Annotated in this window: 16 protein-coding genes; 6 read left to right on the plus strand and 10 right to left on the minus strand. The window is 67.6% G+C overall.

All coding sequences use genetic code 11. The annotated features are described in order from the left end of the window. Positions 1-170 precede the first annotated feature (170 nt). Positions 171-953, minus strand: coding sequence for a hypothetical protein (locus P0084_RS12780; protein WP_308917247.1), 783 nt, complete (start codon positions 951-953; stop codon positions 171-173). A 426-nt stretch (positions 954-1,379) separates the two neighbouring features. Between P0084_RS12780 and P0084_RS12785 the strand changes: the two genes are divergently transcribed. Next, positions 1,380-3,503 (plus strand): DUF262 and DUF1524 domain-containing protein, encoded by a 2,124-nt coding sequence (locus P0084_RS12785; RefSeq protein ID WP_308917248.1) that lies wholly within the window; start codon positions 1,380-1,382, stop codon positions 3,501-3,503. A gap of 106 nt (positions 3,504-3,609) precedes the next feature. Here the strand turns inward: P0084_RS12785 and P0084_RS12790 are convergent, their stop codons facing one another. The 9 genes from P0084_RS12790 to P0084_RS12830 form a co-directional block, all read right to left on the minus strand. Continuing rightward, positions 3,610-4,353: a DUF3800 domain-containing protein gene (locus P0084_RS12790; RefSeq protein WP_308917249.1), complete on the minus strand. Its 744-nt coding sequence runs from the start codon at positions 4,351-4,353 to the stop codon at positions 3,610-3,612. Next, positions 4,353-5,072 carry a M48 family metallopeptidase gene (locus tag P0084_RS12795; protein ID WP_308917250.1) on the minus strand — a complete coding sequence of 240 codons (720 nt, stop codon included), beginning with the start codon at positions 5,070-5,072 and terminating at the stop codon, positions 4,353-4,355. Before P0084_RS12795 ends, P0084_RS12790 begins: the two co-directional genes overlap by 1 nt. Next, positions 5,069-8,335, minus strand: coding sequence for a type I restriction endonuclease subunit R (locus tag P0084_RS12800; RefSeq protein WP_308917251.1), 3,267 nt, complete (start codon positions 8,333-8,335; stop codon positions 5,069-5,071). The genes P0084_RS12795 and P0084_RS12800 overlap by 4 nt, the downstream gene beginning before the upstream one ends. Continuing rightward, on the minus strand, positions 8,332-8,805 hold the full coding sequence (locus P0084_RS12805; RefSeq protein WP_308917252.1) for a hypothetical protein: 474 nt from the start codon (positions 8,803-8,805) through the stop codon (positions 8,332-8,334). Before P0084_RS12805 ends, P0084_RS12800 begins: the two co-directional genes overlap by 4 nt. After that, complete coding sequence (locus P0084_RS12810; RefSeq protein ID WP_308917253.1) at positions 8,802-10,019, minus strand: restriction endonuclease subunit S; 1,218 nt, start codon at positions 10,017-10,019, stop codon at positions 8,802-8,804. Before P0084_RS12810 ends, P0084_RS12805 begins: the two co-directional genes overlap by 4 nt. A 34-nt stretch (positions 10,020-10,053) precedes the next feature. Further along, positions 10,054-11,619, minus strand: coding sequence for a type I restriction-modification system subunit M (locus P0084_RS12815; protein WP_308917254.1), 1,566 nt, complete (start codon positions 11,617-11,619; stop codon positions 10,054-10,056). A 55-nt stretch (positions 11,620-11,674) separates the two neighbouring features. Then, a complete protein-coding gene (locus tag P0084_RS12820) occupies positions 11,675-11,929 on the minus strand; it encodes a DUF2188 domain-containing protein (RefSeq protein ID WP_308917255.1) in 255 nt (84 codons plus the stop codon). 34 nt (positions 11,930-11,963) lie between these two features. Then, complete coding sequence (locus P0084_RS12825; protein ID WP_308917256.1) at positions 11,964-12,383, minus strand: restriction endonuclease subunit S domain-containing protein; 420 nt, start codon at positions 12,381-12,383, stop codon at positions 11,964-11,966. Between the two features lie 266 nt (positions 12,384-12,649). Further along, the gene (locus P0084_RS12830; protein ID WP_308917257.1) at positions 12,650-13,210 is read right to left on the minus strand and encodes a recombinase family protein; all 561 of its coding nucleotides are present in this window, start codon (positions 13,208-13,210) and stop codon (positions 12,650-12,652) included. Between the two features lie 213 nt (positions 13,211-13,423). On the opposite strand from P0084_RS12830, the gene P0084_RS12835 reads away from it, so the two are divergent. The 5 genes from P0084_RS12835 (at position 13,424) to P0084_RS12855 (ending at position 18,934) form a co-directional block, all read left to right on the plus strand. Beyond that, entirely contained in the window at positions 13,424-14,521 is a 1,098-nt protein-coding gene (locus P0084_RS12835) for an IS110 family RNA-guided transposase (RefSeq protein WP_308917258.1), read from the plus strand. A gap of 382 nt (positions 14,522-14,903) precedes the next feature. Further along, positions 14,904-16,418 (plus strand): alkaline phosphatase, encoded by a 1,515-nt coding sequence (locus tag P0084_RS12840; protein WP_308917259.1) that lies wholly within the window; start codon positions 14,904-14,906, stop codon positions 16,416-16,418. Between the two features lie 91 nt (positions 16,419-16,509). After that, positions 16,510-16,944, plus strand: coding sequence for a hypothetical protein (locus P0084_RS12845; protein ID WP_308917260.1), 435 nt, complete (start codon positions 16,510-16,512; stop codon positions 16,942-16,944). Beyond that, positions 16,941-17,630, plus strand: coding sequence for an ABC transporter ATP-binding protein (locus P0084_RS12850; RefSeq protein WP_308917261.1), 690 nt, complete (start codon positions 16,941-16,943; stop codon positions 17,628-17,630). Before P0084_RS12845 ends, P0084_RS12850 begins: the two co-directional genes overlap by 4 nt. Further along, on the plus strand, positions 17,627-18,934 hold the full coding sequence (locus P0084_RS12855; RefSeq protein ID WP_308917262.1) for an ABC transporter permease: 1,308 nt from the start codon (positions 17,627-17,629) through the stop codon (positions 18,932-18,934). The genes P0084_RS12850 and P0084_RS12855 overlap by 4 nt, the downstream gene beginning before the upstream one ends. Positions 18,935-18,939: the final 5 nt, after the last annotated feature.

Consider the following 18,939-nt stretch of genomic DNA (forward strand, 5'->3'; position numbering starts at 1 on the left):
AGGAACGCCAATTCCTTGGTTCTTTTAGCCCCCCCTCGCGTGGTTCGCCTCGCGGGGGGTTCTGCTTTCTAGGGGTGCTGCTCTCCTTCGACTCTGCCGGTCGTTAACGGGTTTGTTACGCGGACGTGGGGGAGGGGGCAACGATTCACACGTTATCCCCAGGCCCGGCGTCAGTAATCGACCCGCTCCCATCCGTAGTTGCCCTCGTAGTCGCGCCAGTCCACGAAGACGGAGCGAAACCCGACTGACGGGCAGTTCCGCCCCCAGCCTCTCGGGAGGCCGTAGGCGGCAGGGACCGACCCGATGCTGCTGGTCCGCCAGCCGTAGTCACCCTGAACGCCGTAGCTGCCCAGGCGGACGCTGGAGCTGCGGCGGCATTCCTCTTCGCCATCGCGACCCCCTTCGCGTTGACGGCCACGGATCATGTAGACACGGATTGAGCGGACGAAGTTGAACTCGGGCGCGCTGATGTCGATGTCGGCGCGGCCTTCCTCGTTGATGAAGTCCTGGGCCAGTTGCAGTCCGAACCCTTCGGGCAACGGCATCGCAGCGCCGCCGCCCTCGTAGCGGAAAACGGCGGGCTGCGGCGCGAGCGCGGGATCGTCGCTTGTGAGTGGTGCGCTCGGGTAGGATTGAAGCGGGATCTCCATGTCGTCCAGAAGGGCGTTCCAGATCCGCATGGCGGAGCCGTCATCGGGATCGGCCTCGAAGGACGCGCCCATCGGGCAGCGCCAGATTTGCAGGGGCGGCTCGACAGGCCAGGGCGTGATCCTGCGGATGAACTCCGCGCGGGCGCGGGTGCAGGGCACCGAGGCGGGCCAGCCGCCGGACAGGCAAAGCAGGATCGCGCAGTCGATCTGGTAGCTTTGGGCCTGCGCCCGCTGTGGCGCGGCAGTGAGGGCCGCGACGGCGGCGAGGCCCGCGAGGGCCGTGGATCGTAGATATGCACGCATGATGGTCCCCCTTCTACGCACAATTTTATATTTCGTGCTACGAAAATATATCTCGTGTACAGAGTGGTAGGATGGTTTTCGGCAACGTGCCATACAGTTTTGTTGGCAGGCGGCGTTACGAAGACGGTCTAGCTGGACTCGGTGTCAAACGGACAAAGTTCCACGCATCAACATAGATGCCGCAAACCCCTGGTTCCGCTATCCTGGGAAGCTGAAATCCTATCTCGTTAAGGTGAACCGCCCTGTCAGGGTACCAGGAACGCGCCACGCGTGGGACGCCGTGTTATGCCAGCATCCTGAGATGCGGCGTCCGAAAACACCGGTATTCGAAACATCTAATGTGCGCCGCTTTGTATCTCGGGAGCCGTAGTCGCGTGGTCCCACATAGGGCAGACTATTGATCGACGAACGATCATCGAGGCGAAAATGAAGGCGACCGAGGCCAAACTTCTGGAGGTCGTGCGCAAGGCACCGCAGTTCGTAATCCCGATCTACCAACGGACTTACTCCTGGACCGAAAAGGAATGCCGTCAGCTCTGGGACGACGTCATCCGGGCTGGGGGAGACGAAGGCCGTCCTGTCCACTTCCTCGGCTCGGTCGTCTACGTCGAGGACGGGCTATCGAACCAAACCGATCGGCGTCCGCTGCTCGTGATCGACGGTCAGCAGCGCCTTACTACGGTGGCGATCCTGCTCGCCGCATTGCGCGACGCGCTCGGTGAAGGCGGGGAGCCGATCGACGGCTTCTCCGCGCGCAAGATCGAAAATCGCTACCTTCGTGATCCCGACGAGGACGGGGAACGGTCATTCAAGCTCATCTTAACGCAGACGGACAAAGATGCGCTGATCGCCGTCGTGGACGGAAAGCCCGTTCCAGATGGCGGCTCGGCAGCCGTACGCCGCAACCACGAACTGTTCCGGGACTGGATCGTAGGACTCGACGACCTTGCGGGCCTCTGCCGAGGGCTGGCGAAACTAATCGTGGTCGATGTCGCGCTGAGCCGCGAGCACGACAACCCGCAGCTGATCTTCGAGTCGATGAACTCAACGGGGCGCCAGCTTAGCCAGGCCGACCTGATCCGTAACTACGTGCTGATGGGGCTGGAGCCCAAGATCCAGACACGGCTCTACACCGAGTGCTGGCGTCCGATGGAGCAGGCCTTCGGCCAAGAGGCCTACTCGGCGCAGTTCGACGGCTTCGTCCGCCATTTCCTTACCTTCCGGACGGGCGACATCCCGCGGATCGGCGACGTCTACGAGGCGTTCAAGGATTACGCTCGGCACAGCGAGGTCGCCGAGGACGGCATCGAGGCGCTGCTGCAGGACCTGCGCGACCACGCGCGCTTCTTCTGTCGCATGTCCGGCCATGCCGGGGCCGAGCGCGAACCGGACGGTGCCCTGCGCGAGGCCTTCGCCGACTTACACGAGCTGCGGGTAGACACGGCCTTCCCATTGCTGCTGGAGCTCTACGGCGATTACCAGCGCGACCTACTGAGCCGCGAAGATTTTCTCGCCGCCGTGCGCCTGATCGAGACCTACGTTTTCCGTCGCGTGACCTGCGCCATCCCGACGAACACGCTCAACCGGACCTTCGCCGGCTTCGGGCGGCACCTGCGCAAGGACCACTACCTCGAGAGCATCCAGGCGCACCTTCTGTCGCTGAAGACCTATCGACGCTTTCCGCGCGACGACGAGTTCCGCCGCGAACTGAAGACGCGCGACCTCTACAACATGCGCCAGCGCTCGTTCTGGCTACGCCGCTTCGAAAACCACGCCCGCAAGGAGCGGGTGACCGTCGAGGACTATACGATCGAGCACATCATGCCCCAAGCCCCCAACGGGCTACCCGACGCCTGGAAGGAGGAACTGGGCGAGGACTGGGCGCGCGTGCACGAGACCTGGTTGCATACGCTCGGCAATCTCACCCTGACCGGATACAACTCCGAGTATGGGAGCCGCCCTTTCGCGGAGAAGCGCGACAGAGAGGGCGGCTTCCGCGAGAGCCCCCTGCGCGTCAACAGAGGACTGGGCCACGTCGACCGCTGGGACGAGGCAGCGATCAAGGCGCGCGCCGAGCGGCTGGCTGAGGAGGCCACGTCCGTGTGGGCCGCACCACAGCTTAGCGAGGCAACGCTGGCGACCTACCAAGCCAAGGTGGAGGCCGGTGCGGGCTACACGATCGAGGACCACCCGAACCTCACCGGCGGCACGGTACGCAGGGTGTTCGACGCGCTGCGACGCGAGCTTCTCGCGCTCGACGAGGACGTCACCGAGCAGTTCCTCAAGCTCTACGTCGCCTATAAGGCGGAAACGAACTTCGTCGACGTGGAACCCAAGTCGAGCGAACTGCGACTGACCGTCAACCTCCCCTTCGCCGACCTCGTCGATCCGCGTAGCCTGTGCCGGGACGTCTCGAACGTCGGCACGTGGGGCAACGGGGACGTGGAGATCCGGATTTCGCGGCCGGAGGAGGTCGCCTACGCCGTCGGCATCGCGCGGCAGGCGCTGGAACGGCAGATCGGGGGGCAGGAGGAGACGGTAGCAGCCTGAGCAAGTAAGTTGTTTTTCACCTTCGAGGTGATATCTATCTCTCATCGGACTGGGGGTTGTTCCCGGTCGGCGGCTGGCCTCGGGGTTCCTCGGGGCCTTTCGCTTTTCAGGGGAAAATCTTTAGTCCCCAACCTCTTACTCTACCCGCTGGACTGCGACGGAGCTTCGGCTCAATGATGTCCCATGCGCGGTTCGGCTGCGCCGGATCGAGGACATGCCGCCCGATTGGCCGAGCCGTCAGGTCCGCGAGCTGCAAGCCGGCGGAGTTGGTCTTCTTGTCGGCGAACACGATCTCGAAGCCTGGCATCGGCCCCTCGTAGTTCGCCCCGTCGCGAATGCGCCGGAAGGCGAGCTCCAGCTCGTCATCTTCCCGCTTGCCGCGCCGCTCGACCACGATGTGGGTCGTGTGCCTCTCCTGGCCGCGCTCGCGTAAGAACTTGAACGCCCGTTCCATGCAGAAGGTCAGAGCGATCTCGTAGGGGTTGTCCGGCTCGGCGTAGCGCTTGGCCAGTCGCTCTTTGAGGATGGCCGCAGCGACGATGATGACGTCGGCCTCCTCGATCAAACGGTTCAGCCCGTTCATAAAGGCGTTGCGCTTGGTCTGGCTCTTCAGGAAGGCGAAGGGTGGCTTCTGCTTGCGGATCTCATGCTCGTGCAGGACGACGATGTCATGGCCGAAATGCTCGAACTTGAAGGCCTGCACTCGGGGCGCGACGACCTGCGCGTAGTGATCTTTGCGGAAGATGCAGAAATCGAGCACGAACATGGGGTAGTCTGGGTCGATTGAGGTCAGCGAATGGTCACCGCTTTCATCGACGTAAATGACGTAGTCGCTCCAGTTGCGCTTCATTATGCGAACCGCCGCTCCAGCCGATCCTTCCGCGCCCGCCAATCCGGCATCTTCCTTTCAAGCAGCGCGTGGAAGGCAGGCCCGTGATGCGGTTCCAGGATGTGGGCGAGCTCATGGGCGACCACGTAGTCGATCTCGTCGGTCCCGGCCTCCACGAGGCGGGTGTTGAGCAGCATGCGCCGCCCGTCGTTCGACATGCTGCCCCACCGCTTCTCCATCCGACGGACGGTGAGGGCGGGGCGCATGACCCCCTGGGCTGCGAAGAGCGCGAGCCCCGCATCGAGCCGGTCGCTGAGGACGCGCCGCGCCTCCACGCCGTACCAGCGGTTCAGCGCCCGCCGGACGCCGTCGGTATCGTCCCGCCTCCCGCCTACCACGAGGCGGTTGCCATCCCGGCGCACACCGAGGCCGTCGGGGTCAACGACGAGGCGGTGCTCGCGGCCGAGGTAGAGGTGGGTCTCGCCGGAGACGTAGCGGCGGGGCGGGGTGCGTGGCAGGAACCGCTCGAACTCGCGGATGGCGTCCAGCACCCAGCCGCCGCGCCCGGCAATGGCTCGCTCGATGGCGTCGTGCTCGGCACCATGCGGCGCTGTCGCGACCACGCGCGTGTCGGGATGGACGGCGATGCCAAGGGTCTTGCGGTTCGAGCGGACCAGCCGCACCGGCAGCCGCCGCGCTCCCAAAGTCACGACGAGGTCCTCGCCTTCGGGGTCGGTCATGCGGGGACGTGCCGCCGGGCGAGGTCGAGGGCATGACGGGCGATCTCGTCCATGGTCGCCGGGTCGAGGGCGGTCACGCCCATGCGGCCGCGGACCTCGTCGTAGAGGAAGTCGTCGATGTCGTTGCGGATGGCCTTCTCGACGTCGGGGTCGTCCTGCCAGCCGATGCGCCGATGACCGGCGACGATCCGCTGCACGGCCTGTGCGCTCTCGGCCGCGACGTCCGCGGCGGCGCCGTTCGCCACGGGCTCGACGAGGGGGCGGATGCCGCGCCAGAGCGCACTGCCGAAATGGTCGCCGCGTAGGGCCGGCGGCACGTCGTCCTCTGCCCTGCGGTGGACGACCTTCTCGCGCACCTCGGCAACGCGGCGGAGATACTCACTCGCCTCGATCCTCCCCCTGCGGAAGTCCTCGATGGCCTGGCGAACGAGGGCCGAGAAGCTCTCGTAAAGCGCCCGGTCGTCTTCCAGGCGCACGTCGATCTCCTTCGCGGTCGCATGCGCAATGGCGTCGGCCTTCGCGGCGATGGAGCCGCCCCCGTCCTCCTCGACGGCGCGCTGGAACGCGGCCTCGTCGAAGATGTCGACCGGGGCCACGATCTGCGCCACGCCGTCGGTCGAGACGTGCTGGTCCAGGAGCTTGCGGATGCGCGCCTCGTATTCCCGGCGCTCGCGGTCGGAGAAGGCGTCGGCGTAGCGGTGCATCACCGACCGCCGGAGGCTCTCGAACCGTTTTAGGTCATCCTTGTAGCGAGCGACTAGCTCAGGCGGCGTCGTCTCGAAGAAGATCTCCGAGGCGAAGGCGAGAGCCAGTGCCCGGGCGAAGGTGCGCAGTCGGGCGTAAAAGTCCCGGCGGACGAGGTCGTCTGCGAGATGCCGTTCGTAGGCCTCACGGTCGTGAACATTGGCGACGCCGAGGAAGAGCTCCAGGAGGGCCGCATGCGCCTGGGGCAGCGCGTCGATGGCCTCGCGCATGCCCACGAGGGCCTGCGCGACGTCCGCCTCCTCGTAGTCCTCGAACGCGCCGTAGGTCGTCAGCGCGTCGTCGAGGTCGCCCAGAAGACCCACGTAGTCGATGACGCGCCCGTCCTCCTTGCGCCAGGCCTCGCCCGTCTCCCTGTCGTCCGCGTCGAAGAGGCGGTTCACGCGCGCGATGGCCTGCAGGAGGTTGTGCTCCTTGAGCGAGCGGGCGAGGTAGAGCACCCGGTTGCGCGGCGCGTCGAAGCCGGTGAGCAGCTTGTTGACCACCACCAGGATCTCGGGGCCGCCTGCGCCCTTGAACGCAGCCGTGACGCGCTCCTCATAGGTCGCCACGCTGCCCCAGGTGTCGCGCACCTCCTTCCAGAACGCGTCCACCAGGCCCTCGGGGTCGCGGTTCACCGCCTCGTGCCCCTCGCGGTCGTCGTCCTGCGAGATCACGACCACGCTCTCGATCCCTTCGGCGGTGAGGAAGCGGTGGAGCTGCACCGCGGCGGCCTTCGACTCCGCCACGAGCTGCGCCTTGAAGGGCGTGCCGCGCCAGTTCTTGCGGAAGTCGTCGGCCACGTCGGCTGCCACCTCGCGCAGCCAGGGCTTCGAGACCCGCACCTCGCGCATCCGCGCCATCTTCTGCTTGAGGAGCTCCGCCCGCTGCTCGGGGAGCTTCGCGACCTCGCGCTCGAACCAGCGGTCGACCTGCGCGGCCACGTCCGCCTCGACGTGGCGCCCCTCGTAGAGCAGCGGCACCACCGCGCCGTCGGCGACCGCGTCCTCGATGCGGTAGGCGTCGATCAGCCCGCCAAAATCAGTCAATGTGTTGCGCTCGCGCTTGAGGAGCGGCGTGCCGGTGAAGCCGATGTAGCAACCATGCGGGAAGACGCGGCGCATCTGCGCGCGCAGGGACTCGTCATCAGTGATCGTCTGCGAGCGGTGGCTCTCGTCGATCAGCAGGAACACGTCGCGGCTCTCGTCCACGACGCGGCGAGCCTTGAGCCCCGCGCGGAACTTGTCGATCACGGTGGTGATGATGCCCGCCCGCTCCTCGACCAGATCGAGGAGCTGGCGGCCCGTGGTCGCCTGGCGCACCGCGTCGGCCCCAAGCGTGGCCTTGAACGTGTCGCGGATCTGGCGGTCGAGGTCGCTGCGATCCGTCACCAGCACAATGCGCGGATCGGGCACGATCCGCGCCAGCTCGCGCGCCAGCATCACCATGGTCAAGCTCTTACCCGACCCTTGGGTGTGCCAGATCACGCCCCCCCTGCGGCGCCCGTCCTCGCCCACCTCGCGTACTCGTTCCAGCGCGCGGCGGATGCCGAAGAACTGCTGGTGGCGGGCGATCTTCTTCACCCCGTCGTCGAACAGCACGTAGCCGCGTGCGATCTCTAGGAGCCGCTCGGGCGACAGGAGCGAGACGAGCAGGCGGTCGAGCGCCGTGGGCTCCCGGCCCGGGGCCTCGTAGCCCGCCTGCGGCCCTTCCATCATGCCCTCGTAGCGCCGCCAGTGGGGCGCGAAGTCCGCGCGCATCGCGGTCTCGATGGCGCGGGGCAGGGGGGCGTTGACTAAGTGGCGCACCTCGGTCTCGGGAATCTCGCGCTCGCGCCAAGCGGCCCAGAACTCGCGCGGGGTGCCAGCGGTAGCGTAGCGCGGCTCGGACGGGTTCGCGGCCACCAGCACCTGCGCCGTCGAGAACAGGTGCGGGACCTCGTCGCGGCTTTGATTGCGGATCTGCTGGCTGATGCCCTGATCGGTGGAGGTAGCCGACTCCTTCACCTCGATCACCGCGAGCGGCACGCCGTTGACGAAGAGCACGATGTCGGGCCGGCGCGTGCCGTGGGCGCCCGCCCGCTCGACGGCGAACTCGGCCACAGCGTGGAAGCGATTGTTCGCGGGCGCGTCCCAATCGACGAAGCGCAGCGTCCGCTCGCGCGTCTCGCCCTCCACGGTCATGGGTACGGCCAAGCCGAGGAGGAGGGCGTCGGTCGCCCGCTCGGCCGCCGTCATCGTGCCTGAGGTCATGTCAGCGGAGAGCGCCTTGAGGCGGCCTACCGCCTCGGCCACGGCGGCGTCGGTGACGGGGTGGTCGCGCCCCCGCTGCCGCACGGTGTTGAGGGCGTGGAGGCGCTCGTGCAGCACCTCCTCCAGCAGGGTGCCCCCCAGGCGGCCGTGGCGCTGCGCCTCGGCCTCCTGGGTGGTCATCACCTCCCAGCCGAGGCGGGCGAGGGTGGCCAGCGCAGGGAGCTGCGCGCCGCCGGCCTCGGAAAGGTCGAACTCGGGCGAGGTTGTCACGGTCGGGGCTCCGTCGGGCTCGAGTGGCCGAATGGGTCGCCGCCAGCAATGAGATGCCAAGCCGCTTCATCTTCGGATCGAAGGACGCGACGGTAGAGTTGTCCGATACCCCAGCCCAGCCCTCGGCCCTCGCGTAGATAGCAGTCGACGCACATGTCCGCCCAGGTGTTCGCTTCCTCGTACGTCTCGGTACCGGAGACTGGATTGATCCGCTTGATCGTCGATATTCGCGACGTCTGACCGTCGATGAAGAAGGCGTCGTCATTCCAGAAGCTCCCGCAGAGGTCACATCGTTCGGGTGGGTTGGAATGGGCATCGCCAAGCGCGATGACGCCGACGTTGTGCAGTGTCATCGCGGTGGCGAATAACTCTTGACGATACGCTTCGGCGAAGATGGCGCGTTCCGATGTTCCCGGATCGGGGCGACCGAACAGCAGGAGCGTATCGATGAACTCGTGAACCCGGGTCATTCGGCAGCTTCCCGTGGCGGGGCGGGCATCAGCGCGTCGAGGCTCTCGGGCACGCGGACGGCGCCGGTGAGCAGCCGCTGCATCAGCCCACGCTTCTGAGCGCGCAGGAGGTCGGTGCGGGCGGCGATGAGGTCGATCTCGGAGGTGAGGGCGTCGAGGGTGGCGGCGATTTTCTGCTGTTCGTCGAGCGATGGCAGATAAAGGGGTGCCTCGCTCACGCATTCCCAATCGGCACGAGGCATTCGGGAGCCGGTCGGCCGGCTCGCCTCGGCGGAGAACGGGCGGGATTGGACCAGATAGAACAGGTAGCGGGACGCGCAGAGCTTGGGGGTCGCCGTCAGCACCCACATCTCGGTCGAGGCCGCGCCATCATGGTCCGCATGGACGAACTTGCGGAGGTAGGGGCGGAGCTTGGCGAACAGAACGTCGCCCTCTTGGTAGACGGCGCGCATGCCGGACAGCCCATCCGGGGCGCGGGTTCGGAGCAGGCGGCCGGATGCGCTCTCGACGTCCTCTAGTTCGATGACTCGGGCGTCCGACGGCAGGTCGGCGACCTCCGCCTTGGTCTTGCGGAGGGCCACGAAGTCCCCAAGCTCGCGTCGACGGTCCGTCTTGTGGTTGATAAGGCGATCAAGCGCCCCGTCCCGCCGCCGCCGCTTGGCGGCGACGAGGCGCTCGCTCAGGGCGATGGCTGCGTCCCACGCATCCAGCACCGCCGCGATCCGCCGCTGCTCGGAGAGGGGGGGCGTGTTGATGGGCCAGGACAGCCAATCCTCTAGATCGAAGACTAGCTTCTCGACGTGGACGCCGATACTCGAATGAAAGCACGTCTGCTGGAAGTAGATCGAATGCGGCAGATGGCGGAGGTAGTCCGCATTCATCTGCGCCGTCGGACGGAGGGTGGAATACTCGTTCGACACCAACGCACCGTCCAACTCCGGCGGTAGGATCCCACATGCCCCATGTGCGATCTGCCGACGGGATATGACGAAATCGTCGGCCGCGGCACGAAACTGCGTCGGGGTCAGGATGTCCCGGCCGAACTTCCGCTCCCGCTCGACCAGCCCACCCCGGTTCCGCTTGGCTGTGACAAGGAGATACTCCTCGTCGCCGCTTACGTTGACACGCCGGTGAACCGGCTCGAGCAGGTCGCCGATGCGCTGGACATGCCACCCGTTGGGCGTTTCCGCCAGTCGTGGAATGCCGGCCTGCACGCTTGGGGGATAACTGCGATGTTCAAGCGGCGCCTCACCCCCCATAGCCCAGCTCCCGCATGTAGCCCGCCATGCGCCCGCGCACCTCGGCCAGTTGCCGCTCCAGCCCGTCGATTTCCGCCTGCACCGCGTCGAGGTCCACCTCCGGTTCGGGCTCGAACGTGTCCACGTAGCGGGGGGTGTTAAGGTTGTAGCCGTTGGCCGCGATCTCCTCGCGCGTCACCACGGCGGAATAGCGCTCCTGCGCCTCGCCGCTGGCGACGGCCGCCAGCACCCGCTCGATCTGCTCGGCCCCGATCTGGTTCATCCGCCGCCCCGGTGCGAAGTCGCGGCTGGCGTCCACGAAGGTCACGGTGTCCGCATCCGCCCGCGCGCCGCCCTTCTCTCGCGCGCGGTCCAGCACCATGATGCAGACGGGGATGCCCGTGGTGGGGAAAAGCTGCGCAGGCAGGCCGACCACGGCGTCGAGCAGGTTCTCCTCGACGAGCTTGCGCCGGATCACCCCCTCGCGCGCGCCGCGGAACAGCACCCCGTGGGGCGCGATCAGCCCGATGCGCCCCGTGAGCGGCTTGGCCGTCTCGATCATGTGCGAGACGAAGGCGTAGTCGCCCTTGGACGCGGGTGGCAAGCCCCGGTGGAAGCGGTTGTGCCGATCCTTCTCGGCCTCCTCCAGTCCCCACTTCTTGAGGCTGAAGGGCGGGTTGGCGACCACGATGTCAAACCGCGTCAGGCTGTCGTCAGTCAGGAGCGCAGGCGCGGTGATGGTGTTGCCCACCTCGATGCGCGCCGAGTCCTGCCCGTGCAGAAACATGTTCATCTTAGCTAGACCGGCGGTGGAGCGGTTCACCTCCTGGCCCGCCAGAAGCACGTTGCGCCCCTCGTTCTCGGGCAGTCCCTCGCGGCGGGCATACGCGGATACTTCGTCGGCGGCGCGCAGGAGCAGCGTGCCCGACCCGCAGGCCGGATCGCAGACCGTCATGCCGGGGCGGGGCCGGACCAGCCGGACCAGCAGCTCCGACACCGCGCGGGGGGTGTAGAACTCGCCCGCCTTCTTGCCCGCGTCGGCCGCGAAATGCGCGATGGTGGCAATGTAGGCCTCGCCCACGACGTCGCGCACCACCTCGTCGCCGCCGAAGCGGGATGGGCGGAGGTCGAGCGCGGGCTTGGCGAAGTCCTCCAGGAGCTGCTTGAGGCGGCGGTTCTTCTCGCGCGTCTCGCCCAGGTTGGACGAGGCGTTGAAGTCCACCTGCGTGAGGATGCCCCGGAGCTTGAGCTTATTGGCCTCCTCGATCGCCTCCAGCGCGATATTGATCCGCTCGCCGATGTTGTCGGCGTTCCGTTGGGCGTGGATGTCGTGGAAGCTCGTGCCTTCGGGCAGTACGAAGCGTTCGTTCGCCATCCTGCGGGCGACCCGCTCCTCGTCGTCGCCGTAGCGGGCCTTGTGGGCGTCGTAGTGGTCGGCCCAGACGTCCGACATGTAGCGCCAGAACAGCGGGACGAGGATGTAATCCTTGTACTGCGCGGGGTCGATCACGTTGCGAAACGTGTTCGCCGTGTCCCAGACCGCCTGGTTGATGCTGTCTTGGTTGATGCTTGCCATCGTCTTTCCTCCCTGGGGCAGGGGCGGGCGCTTGTCGCGCCCGCCCCGGTCGCCTTCAGCCCTTGGTTCGCCGTGGGTCGTTGCCATGCGAGTCCTTGCGCTGAATGCGGCCATCGCGGCCATGCTCGTAGAACTCGGTCCCCGCCGCGCGGCTCGTCCGGCGCCCGGCGTCGACGGCCGGCTTCTTGGTCTCGTGATGGCTGATCGGCTTCGGTTGCCCGCCACGCTTCACGTCCCAACCCCCGTTCGGGTTCGGGACCACATGCGTGGTGCCGCCGCTGCCCTTGCCAGGGCCCTTCTTGATCGTCATCTTTCAGTCTCCAGTCTTGTCGATTGGTATATGCTCACGGGACCATCGCACGGTCGTCGGGAGTGCTCTTGACCCGTGCCGGGTGGCCACCCGGCACGGGTTCTTCCGCCGGACCCGAAAGGGCATCGGCGAGAAGCGCGTTGATCTGGGTTTCGCGAAGCGCCGCGAGGCGGGATAGCAGCAGCCGTTCGTGAAGCGCCACGTCGAGCAGCTCCGCGACCGCCCTTTGATGGTCGAGGGGCGCGATCGGGATGTCGGCGGCCGCGAGGGCCTGCAGGGGCAAACGGGGCGTGACGTCGCCCGCGCGCGCCCGGGCGAACTCGGCTTGGGTCTTCCGCAGGTTCAGCACCGCAGCGATGTAGTTCGGCAGGAGGTCGGACCGTTCGATGCGGACGATGCCGACATCGAGCGTCGCGAAGCAGGGCCGAGCCGCGATGACGTCGTCGTCGATCACGGCGGCGGGGTTCGTCGCGCCGCGCAGAGCGACGACGACGTCGCCGGTAACGAGGCGGCCGCCCGACGCTGCATCTGAAGGTAGGGCACCGAGCGACAGAGCATCCCCATTTACAGCGTTCGCGGAGATCCCTCGCCCTTGGAGGAACGCAGCTTCGACACCGCCCCCGATAGGCGAGATACCGATGCGAACCGAGGCGACATCTTCCAAGACCAAGTTACTTTCTCCGCTGGATGCGTTGAAAGTGGTATGAAATCACGGGAGAGTCAAGTTTCGGATATCTTGGACTGCGAGATCACCCGCCAGACTGTGCTGCGGCTCACCCCCACCTCCCGCGCGATCGCCACTGCCCCCAGTCCCTGGCGGTGCAGCGCGCGTACCCGGTCCGTGTCCACTACTGGCTTCCTTCCCTTGTATACTCCCCGGGCCTTGGCCTTCGCGATACCCTCCATTTGTCGTTCCCGCCGAAGGTTGGTCTCGAATTCTGCGAAGACGCCCAGCATGTCGAGGAAGGCCTTGCCGGCGGCGGTGGAGGTATCGATCGGCTGCTCGGTCGCGACGAGAGCCACCTCCTTCGCGCGCAGCTCCCGCACGATGTCCTGCAGGTCCCCGATGGACCGGGCGAGCCGGTCCACCCGCGTGACGACCAGCTCGTCACCGGGGCGGAGGAACTCCAGCAGCGTGCGCAGTTCTTCCCGGCCCTGGCGCGACGTGCCCGAGACCTTCTCCTCCCGGATGACAGTGCAACCCGCACGCATCAGCGCCTCGCGCTGAACGGTGAGGTCCTGGTCGGTTGTCGAGACGCGGGCGTAGCCGTAGCGGGGCATGGGAGAGGTTTGGGCCTTCGGTGTTGCGGTAGGTTCTAGACCTGGAACTGTAGACGTCTCACATAGGCAATAACAACCCTACTGCGACGTTGATCCGCTAGGGTGGGACGTTTCACGAAGGCGTCGCAGTAGCCTGCACATGAAGTAAACGCGGCCGGTGCTCTTCCGCCGCCCGCTCCGTAGCTTCGGGGCGGTGATCGAGAGGAGCGAGCGATGGCGAAGTCGAGGAAGGATGACGAGCGGCGTCCGGTCTATGTCGGGCTGGACGTGTCGAAGAACGAGACGCAGCTCTGCGTCGTGGGCGCGGACGGCGCCAAGCTGTTCGAGGCGAAGGTGGCGACCGAGCCCGATGCCATCGTGAGGGCGATCGCGAAGACGGCCGAGAAGCACGAGGCGCGCGTCGAGCTGATCGGTCTGGAGATGGGCGGCATGGCCGGCTGGCTGTGTCGGGAGCTGAGGGCCTGGCGCCTTCCCGTCGTCTGCATCGATGCTCGGCACGCACACGCGGCGCTATCGACGCGGATGAACAAGACCGACCGGGGCGACGCGCGGGGCATAGCCGAGTTGATGCGCACGGGCTGGTTCCGCGAGGTTGCGCTGCGGTCCGAGGAAAGTCAGGCGCTGCGCGCCCTGATGGTCGCCCGGTCCCGACTGGTTCGCATGCGCGCCGATGCTCAGAACCAGGTCCGTGGGCTGCTCAAGAAGCGCGGCATTCGCATGCCCTGCGCCGTGGGGGCGATGTTCCGGCGCCGCGTGCGCGAGGCGATGGAGGGGCGGCTGGCGGAAGGCGATCACCTCAACGTGCTGATCGACACGTTCCTGCGACTGCACGAGCGGCTGTGCGTCGAGCAGGATGGGATCGAGCGGCGCATCCGTCACGAGGCGGCGGCCGACGAGACCACCCGGCGACTGATGACGATCCCCGGCGTCGGCGTGATGACGGCGACGTGCTTCCGCCAGACCATCGACGATCCGCACCGCTTCACCTCCTCCGCGACGGTGGGGGCCTATCTGGGACTGACGCCCCGGCGCCACCAATCGGGCGAGGTGGACTGGACAGGCCGCATCTCGAAGCGCGGTAGCGTGACGATGCGGGCGCTGCTCTACGAAGCCGCGACCGTGATCATGCACCGCGTCCGGCGGAGCTGCGCGATGAAAAGATGGGCCGAAGGGCTTGCCGGGCGCATCGGCCAGAAGCGCGCCAAGGTCGCGCTCGCGCGCAAGCTGGCCGTCATGATGCATGCGATCTGGGTCGATGGGACAGAGTTCGACTGGGGCCAGGACGCCGGCCCGGCGACCGGGTCGACGTGATGCGACCTGCCACGACGCCGAGCGAGGAGGACCGCCAGCGATAGAGACAACCGGTTCCGGTCGGCTCGCCGGCCGGTGCGTCCCTGCCGGGGACGCCGATGGGACGACTTCGCCATTTAGGGTTGGCGCGATGGCCTCCGGGCCGCCGACGCCGCGGTCCACATGGAAGCGTCCGTCGCGAACATCATGATGAGGCCCCGACCTCGGACAGAACCCTGAACCCGGCATACGGCGCGACAGCAGCAACCAAAGCGGTTGACGCACCAGCGTTTACAGAACCCATGGGAACATTTAGACGACTGGGCCCTGATGGGCGGTAGTTGTTACATGCCTGTCACTATTGAACCCTAGAGGCTGCAGCCGAAGAACAGGGGGTTCCACCATGAAGTTCAGACTCGTGTCCACGCTCGCACTGACGGTAGCGCTGCCGGGCCTCGCCTTGGCCGATGCCCATACGGGCGACCTGCCGCAGGCCGGCAACGACTGGTTCACTGCCGCGCAGGAGCGGCTGGAAACCGAGCTTGGCCGCGAGGACAACACCGACCGCGCGCTCAACGTCATCCTGATGATCTCGGACGGCAACGGCGTGGGCACCAACTACGCCTCGCGCCTCTTCGCGGGCCAGGAAGCGGGCGGCTTCGGCGACGAGTTCGTCCAGCACCATGAGGGCTTCCCGAACCTCGCGCTGGTCAAGACGTACAACGTCAACGCCCAGACGCCCGACTCGGCGGGCACGGGCACCGCGATGATGTCGGGCATCAAGACCAAGGCCGGGATCATCGGCGTGACCGAGGCCGTCAACCGCGGCGATTGCGGCACGATCGAGGGCAACACCGTCGCCTCGATGAACGAGATCATGGCCGAGATGGGCAAGGCCACCGGCATCGTCTCGACCGCGCGGATCACGCACGCGACCCCGGCCTCGGCCTACTCGAAGTCCGTGGACCGCAACTTCGAGGCCTCCGTCCCCGAGGGCTGCACCCAGCAGACCGACATCGCCACGCAGCTGATCGACGCGATGGAGGCGGGCACGATCCTCGTCGCCATGGGCGGCGGGCGCCGCAACTTCATCGGCGAGGATATCGAGGTCGAGGAGGGTACGACGGGCCGCCGCGCCGCGGGCGAGAACCTGATCGAGCGCGCCACCGGCCTGGGCGCCCACTACGCCTGGAACTCCGAGACGTTCGGCGCCGCGCCGCTCGACGGCTCGACCCCGATCCTGGGCCTCTTCGAGAGCTCGCACATGCAGTACGAGGCCGACCGCGCCGACGAGCCAAGCCTCGCCGAGATGACCGGCGCGGCCATCGAGGCGCTGCAGGCCGCGGGCGGCGAGAACGGCTTCTTCCTGCAGGTCGAGGCGGGCCGCGTGGACCACGCCAACCACGGCGGCAACCTCGCCCGCGTGGTGCGCGACCAGCAGGCCTTCGCCGAGGCCGTCGCCATGGCCGACGAGATGACCGACGACGCCGACACGCTGATCGTCGTCACCGCCGACCATGAGCACGCCATCGCCTTCCACGGCTATTGCGGGCGGGGGTCGAACATCCTCGGGCTTTGCATGGGCATCAACGGCGAGGGGGTGGAGCATACCGGCGAGCCGGAGCTCGCCGACGACGGCAAGCCCTACACGGTCGCCGGCTACCTGAACGGCCCCGGCTCTGTGCTCACGCCAATCGAGGAGGGGGGGTCCTACGTGGGCGTCCGGTCCATGGTCACTGAGGAGGGCGCGACCGACATCGACTACCTCCAGCAGGCGCTGGTGCCCAAGTCGTCCGAGACCCATGCGGGCGAGGACGTGGCCGTCTACGCCAAGGGTCCGTTCGCGCATCTGTTCGACGGCACGATCGAGCAGAACGTGATCTTCCACGTGATGCACCACGCCGCCACGGCCGAGTGAGCGCGACGCTTCCGTGACACGCCATCGCGGGGCTCTGGGAAACCGGGGCCCCGCATGCCATTTTGAGGACGCCTTGCAGGAGGACACGGACATGCCGACCCGCCGAACGGTCCTGACCGCCGCCGCCGCCCTTCCTTTCGCGACCCCGCTGCGCGCCGCGCAGAGTGATCTCGACCGCGTCCTGAAGGTGCGGGAGTTCTACAACCGGATGCGCGGCTTCTCGGACACCGCGACCGCGCTCGAGGGCGAGCGCATCACGGTCGAGGGCTTCATGGCCCCGCCGCTCAAGGCCGATTCCCGCTTCTTCGTGCTGACCAAGATGCCGATGTCGGTCTGCCCGTTCTGCGAGACGGCGGCCGAATGGCCCGACGACATCATGGCCGTCTATACCAAGCGGACGGTCGACGTGATCCCGTTCAACGTGAAGATCGAGACGCGCGGCGTGCTGGAGCTAGGCGAGTTCCGCGATCCCGACACAGGCTTCGTTAGCCTCGTCCGTCTGGCCGACTCCGTCTACGAGCGATGACCCTCCCGCTGGCCGTGCGGGACCTGCGCGTGGCCTCGGCGGGGGGGCGCGCGCTGCTGGACGTGCCGGCGCTCGACCTGCCGGCCGGCGCGCTGGTCGGGGTGCGCGGGCCGTCCGGGGCGGGCAAGACCACGCTGCTTCACGCGCTGGCCGGTCTGCTGGAGGCGGACGGTACCGTGAGGTGGGGTGAGACGGAGCTGCTGGCCCTCGGAGCCGAGGGCCGCGCCGCCTTCCGCGCCCGAAGCCTCGGCCTCGTCTTCCAGGACTTCCTGCTCTTCGAGGAGCTCGGTGCGCTGGAGAACGCATCCGTCGCGGCCATGTTCGCCGCCCCCGTCGCACGCCAAGCCATCCGAGACCGCGCGGCCGATGGTCTTCGTGGTCTGGGCATCGATCCCGACGATGCGCGCCCCGTCTCCAGCCATTCCGGCGGCGAGCGTCAGCGCATCGCCGTCGCGCGGGCCCTTGCGGGAGGCGCGGGGCTGCTTCTGGCCGACGAGCCCACGGCGAGCCTGCACCGCGATGCGGCCGACCGGCTGGTCGACGATCTGATCCGCCTCGTGCGCGAGACTGGCGCGACGCTGATCGCGGTCAGCCATGACGAGACGCTGATCGCCCGGATGGACCGCGTGCTGACCATCGCGGATGGGCGGATCGAAGGCGGCGCGACGCACGAGGCGGCGGCGTGATCGATCTCTGGCTCGCCCTCCCGGCCTGGGCGCAGGACCTCGCGATCCTCCTGGCCCTAACGATCGTTCCGGCGATCATGGCCCTCCTGGTCCTGCGCGGCTACGCCCCCGGCGCCCTGATCCGCGCGGTCCTCCGCCGCTTCGGCTGGACCAACGCAGCCTTCGTCGCGCTGATCGCGGTCTCCGTCGGCCTCGGCGTCGGCCTCATCGCGCAGGAGCGGGGGCTCAGGCAGGGCACGGCGCAGGCGGCGGACAAGTTCGACCTCATCGTTGCGGCGCCCGGCTCGGAGATGACGATGATGCTCGCCTCCGTCTTCCTTCAGCCGTCGAACGTGGCGCTGATCGACGGCCCTACCTATGCCGAGATCGCGACCCATCCCCAGGTCCGCATCGCCGCGCCGCTCGCCTTCGGCGACAGCTGGGAGGATGCGCCGGTCGTCGGCACGACGGGCGAGTTCGCGAGGCATCTCTCGGACGACCGCATCGAGGGCCGGACATGGCAGGCCTGGGACGAGGCCGTCGCGGGCGCATTCGTGCCGCTCGCCGTCGGCGACCGCTTCCTGCCTGCGCACGGGCTGGGCGACGCCGCCGAGGAGGGCGTCCATGCCGACGAGGCCACGATCGTCGGTCGGATGGCCCCGACCGGGACGCCCTGGGACCGTGCCATCCTGGTGCCCGTCGAGTTCGTCTGGGTCACGCACGGCCTCTATGGCGGCATGCCGCCGGAGCCGTCCGAGATCGGCCCGCCCTTCGATCCCGAACGCTTCCCCGGCACGCCCGCCGTGATCGTCCGCGCCGACGAGCTCTGGGCCAACTACGCCCTGCGCTCCGAGTTCACGCGCGAGGCCGAGACGATGGCGTTCTTCCCGGGCGCGGTGCTGGCTGGGCTCTACCGCGTCATGGGCGACGTGCGGCAGGCGATGTCGATCATGGCGCTCGTCACGCAGGGGCTCGTGGCCGCCTCCGTGCTGCTTGGCCTCGTGATCCTGATGCGCCTGTTCCGCCGCCAGGTCGCGCTGCTGCGCGCGCTCGGCGCGCCCGGGCGCTTCGTGCTCGCGGTGATCTGGTCCTATGGCGCCGCCCTGATCGCCGCCGGCGCGGTTATGGGCCTCGGCGTCGGCTGGGTCGCTGCCGAACTGCTCTCGCGCATCGTGACCGCGCGCACCGACATCCTGGTCGTGGCCCGGCTCGGCTGGCCGGAGCTTCACCTCGTGGCGGGCTTCCTCTGCGCCGCGACGGTCCTGCTGATCGTGCCCGCATTCACCGTCCTGAGACAACCCGTCGTCAAAGGTTTGAGAGCCTGAAGGGA

This window comes from Jannaschia maritima (assembly GCF_030973515.1).
Taxonomy (GTDB): domain Bacteria; phylum Pseudomonadota; class Alphaproteobacteria; order Rhodobacterales; family Rhodobacteraceae; genus Jannaschia; species Jannaschia maritima.

Excerpts from the sequence above, each read along its gene's own strand:
- P0084_RS12805 (WP_308917252.1), bottom strand. The coding sequence starts at position 8,805 with ATGACCCGGGTTCACGAGTTCATCGATACGCTCCTGCTGTTCGGTCGC.
- P0084_RS12785 (WP_308917248.1), top strand. The coding sequence starts at position 1,380 with ATGAAGGCGACCGAGGCCAAACTTCTGGAGGTCGTGCGCAAGGCACCG.
- P0084_RS12840 (WP_308917259.1), top strand. The coding sequence starts at position 14,904 with ATGAAGTTCAGACTCGTGTCCACGCTCGCACTGACGGTAGCGCTGCCG.
- P0084_RS12780 (WP_308917247.1), bottom strand. The coding sequence starts at position 953 with ATGCGTGCATATCTACGATCCACGGCCCTCGCGGGCCTCGCCGCCGTC.
- P0084_RS12835 (WP_308917258.1), top strand. The coding sequence starts at position 13,424 with ATGGCGAAGTCGAGGAAGGATGACGAGCGGCGTCCGGTCTATGTCGGG.
- P0084_RS12850 (WP_308917261.1), top strand. The coding sequence starts at position 16,941 with ATGACCCTCCCGCTGGCCGTGCGGGACCTGCGCGTGGCCTCGGCGGGG.
- P0084_RS12795 (WP_308917250.1), bottom strand. The coding sequence starts at position 5,072 with ATGACCGACCCCGAAGGCGAGGACCTCGTCGTGACTTTGGGAGCGCGG.
- P0084_RS12845 (WP_308917260.1), top strand. The coding sequence starts at position 16,510 with ATGCCGACCCGCCGAACGGTCCTGACCGCCGCCGCCGCCCTTCCTTTC.
- P0084_RS12790 (WP_308917249.1), bottom strand. The coding sequence starts at position 4,353 with ATGAAGCGCAACTGGAGCGACTACGTCATTTACGTCGATGAAAGCGGT.
- P0084_RS12820 (WP_308917255.1), bottom strand. The coding sequence starts at position 11,929 with ATGACGATCAAGAAGGGCCCTGGCAAGGGCAGCGGCGGCACCACGCAT.
- P0084_RS12830 (WP_308917257.1), bottom strand. The coding sequence starts at position 13,210 with ATGCCCCGCTACGGCTACGCCCGCGTCTCGACAACCGACCAGGACCTC.
- P0084_RS12815 (WP_308917254.1), bottom strand. The coding sequence starts at position 11,619 with ATGGCAAGCATCAACCAAGACAGCATCAACCAGGCGGTCTGGGACACG.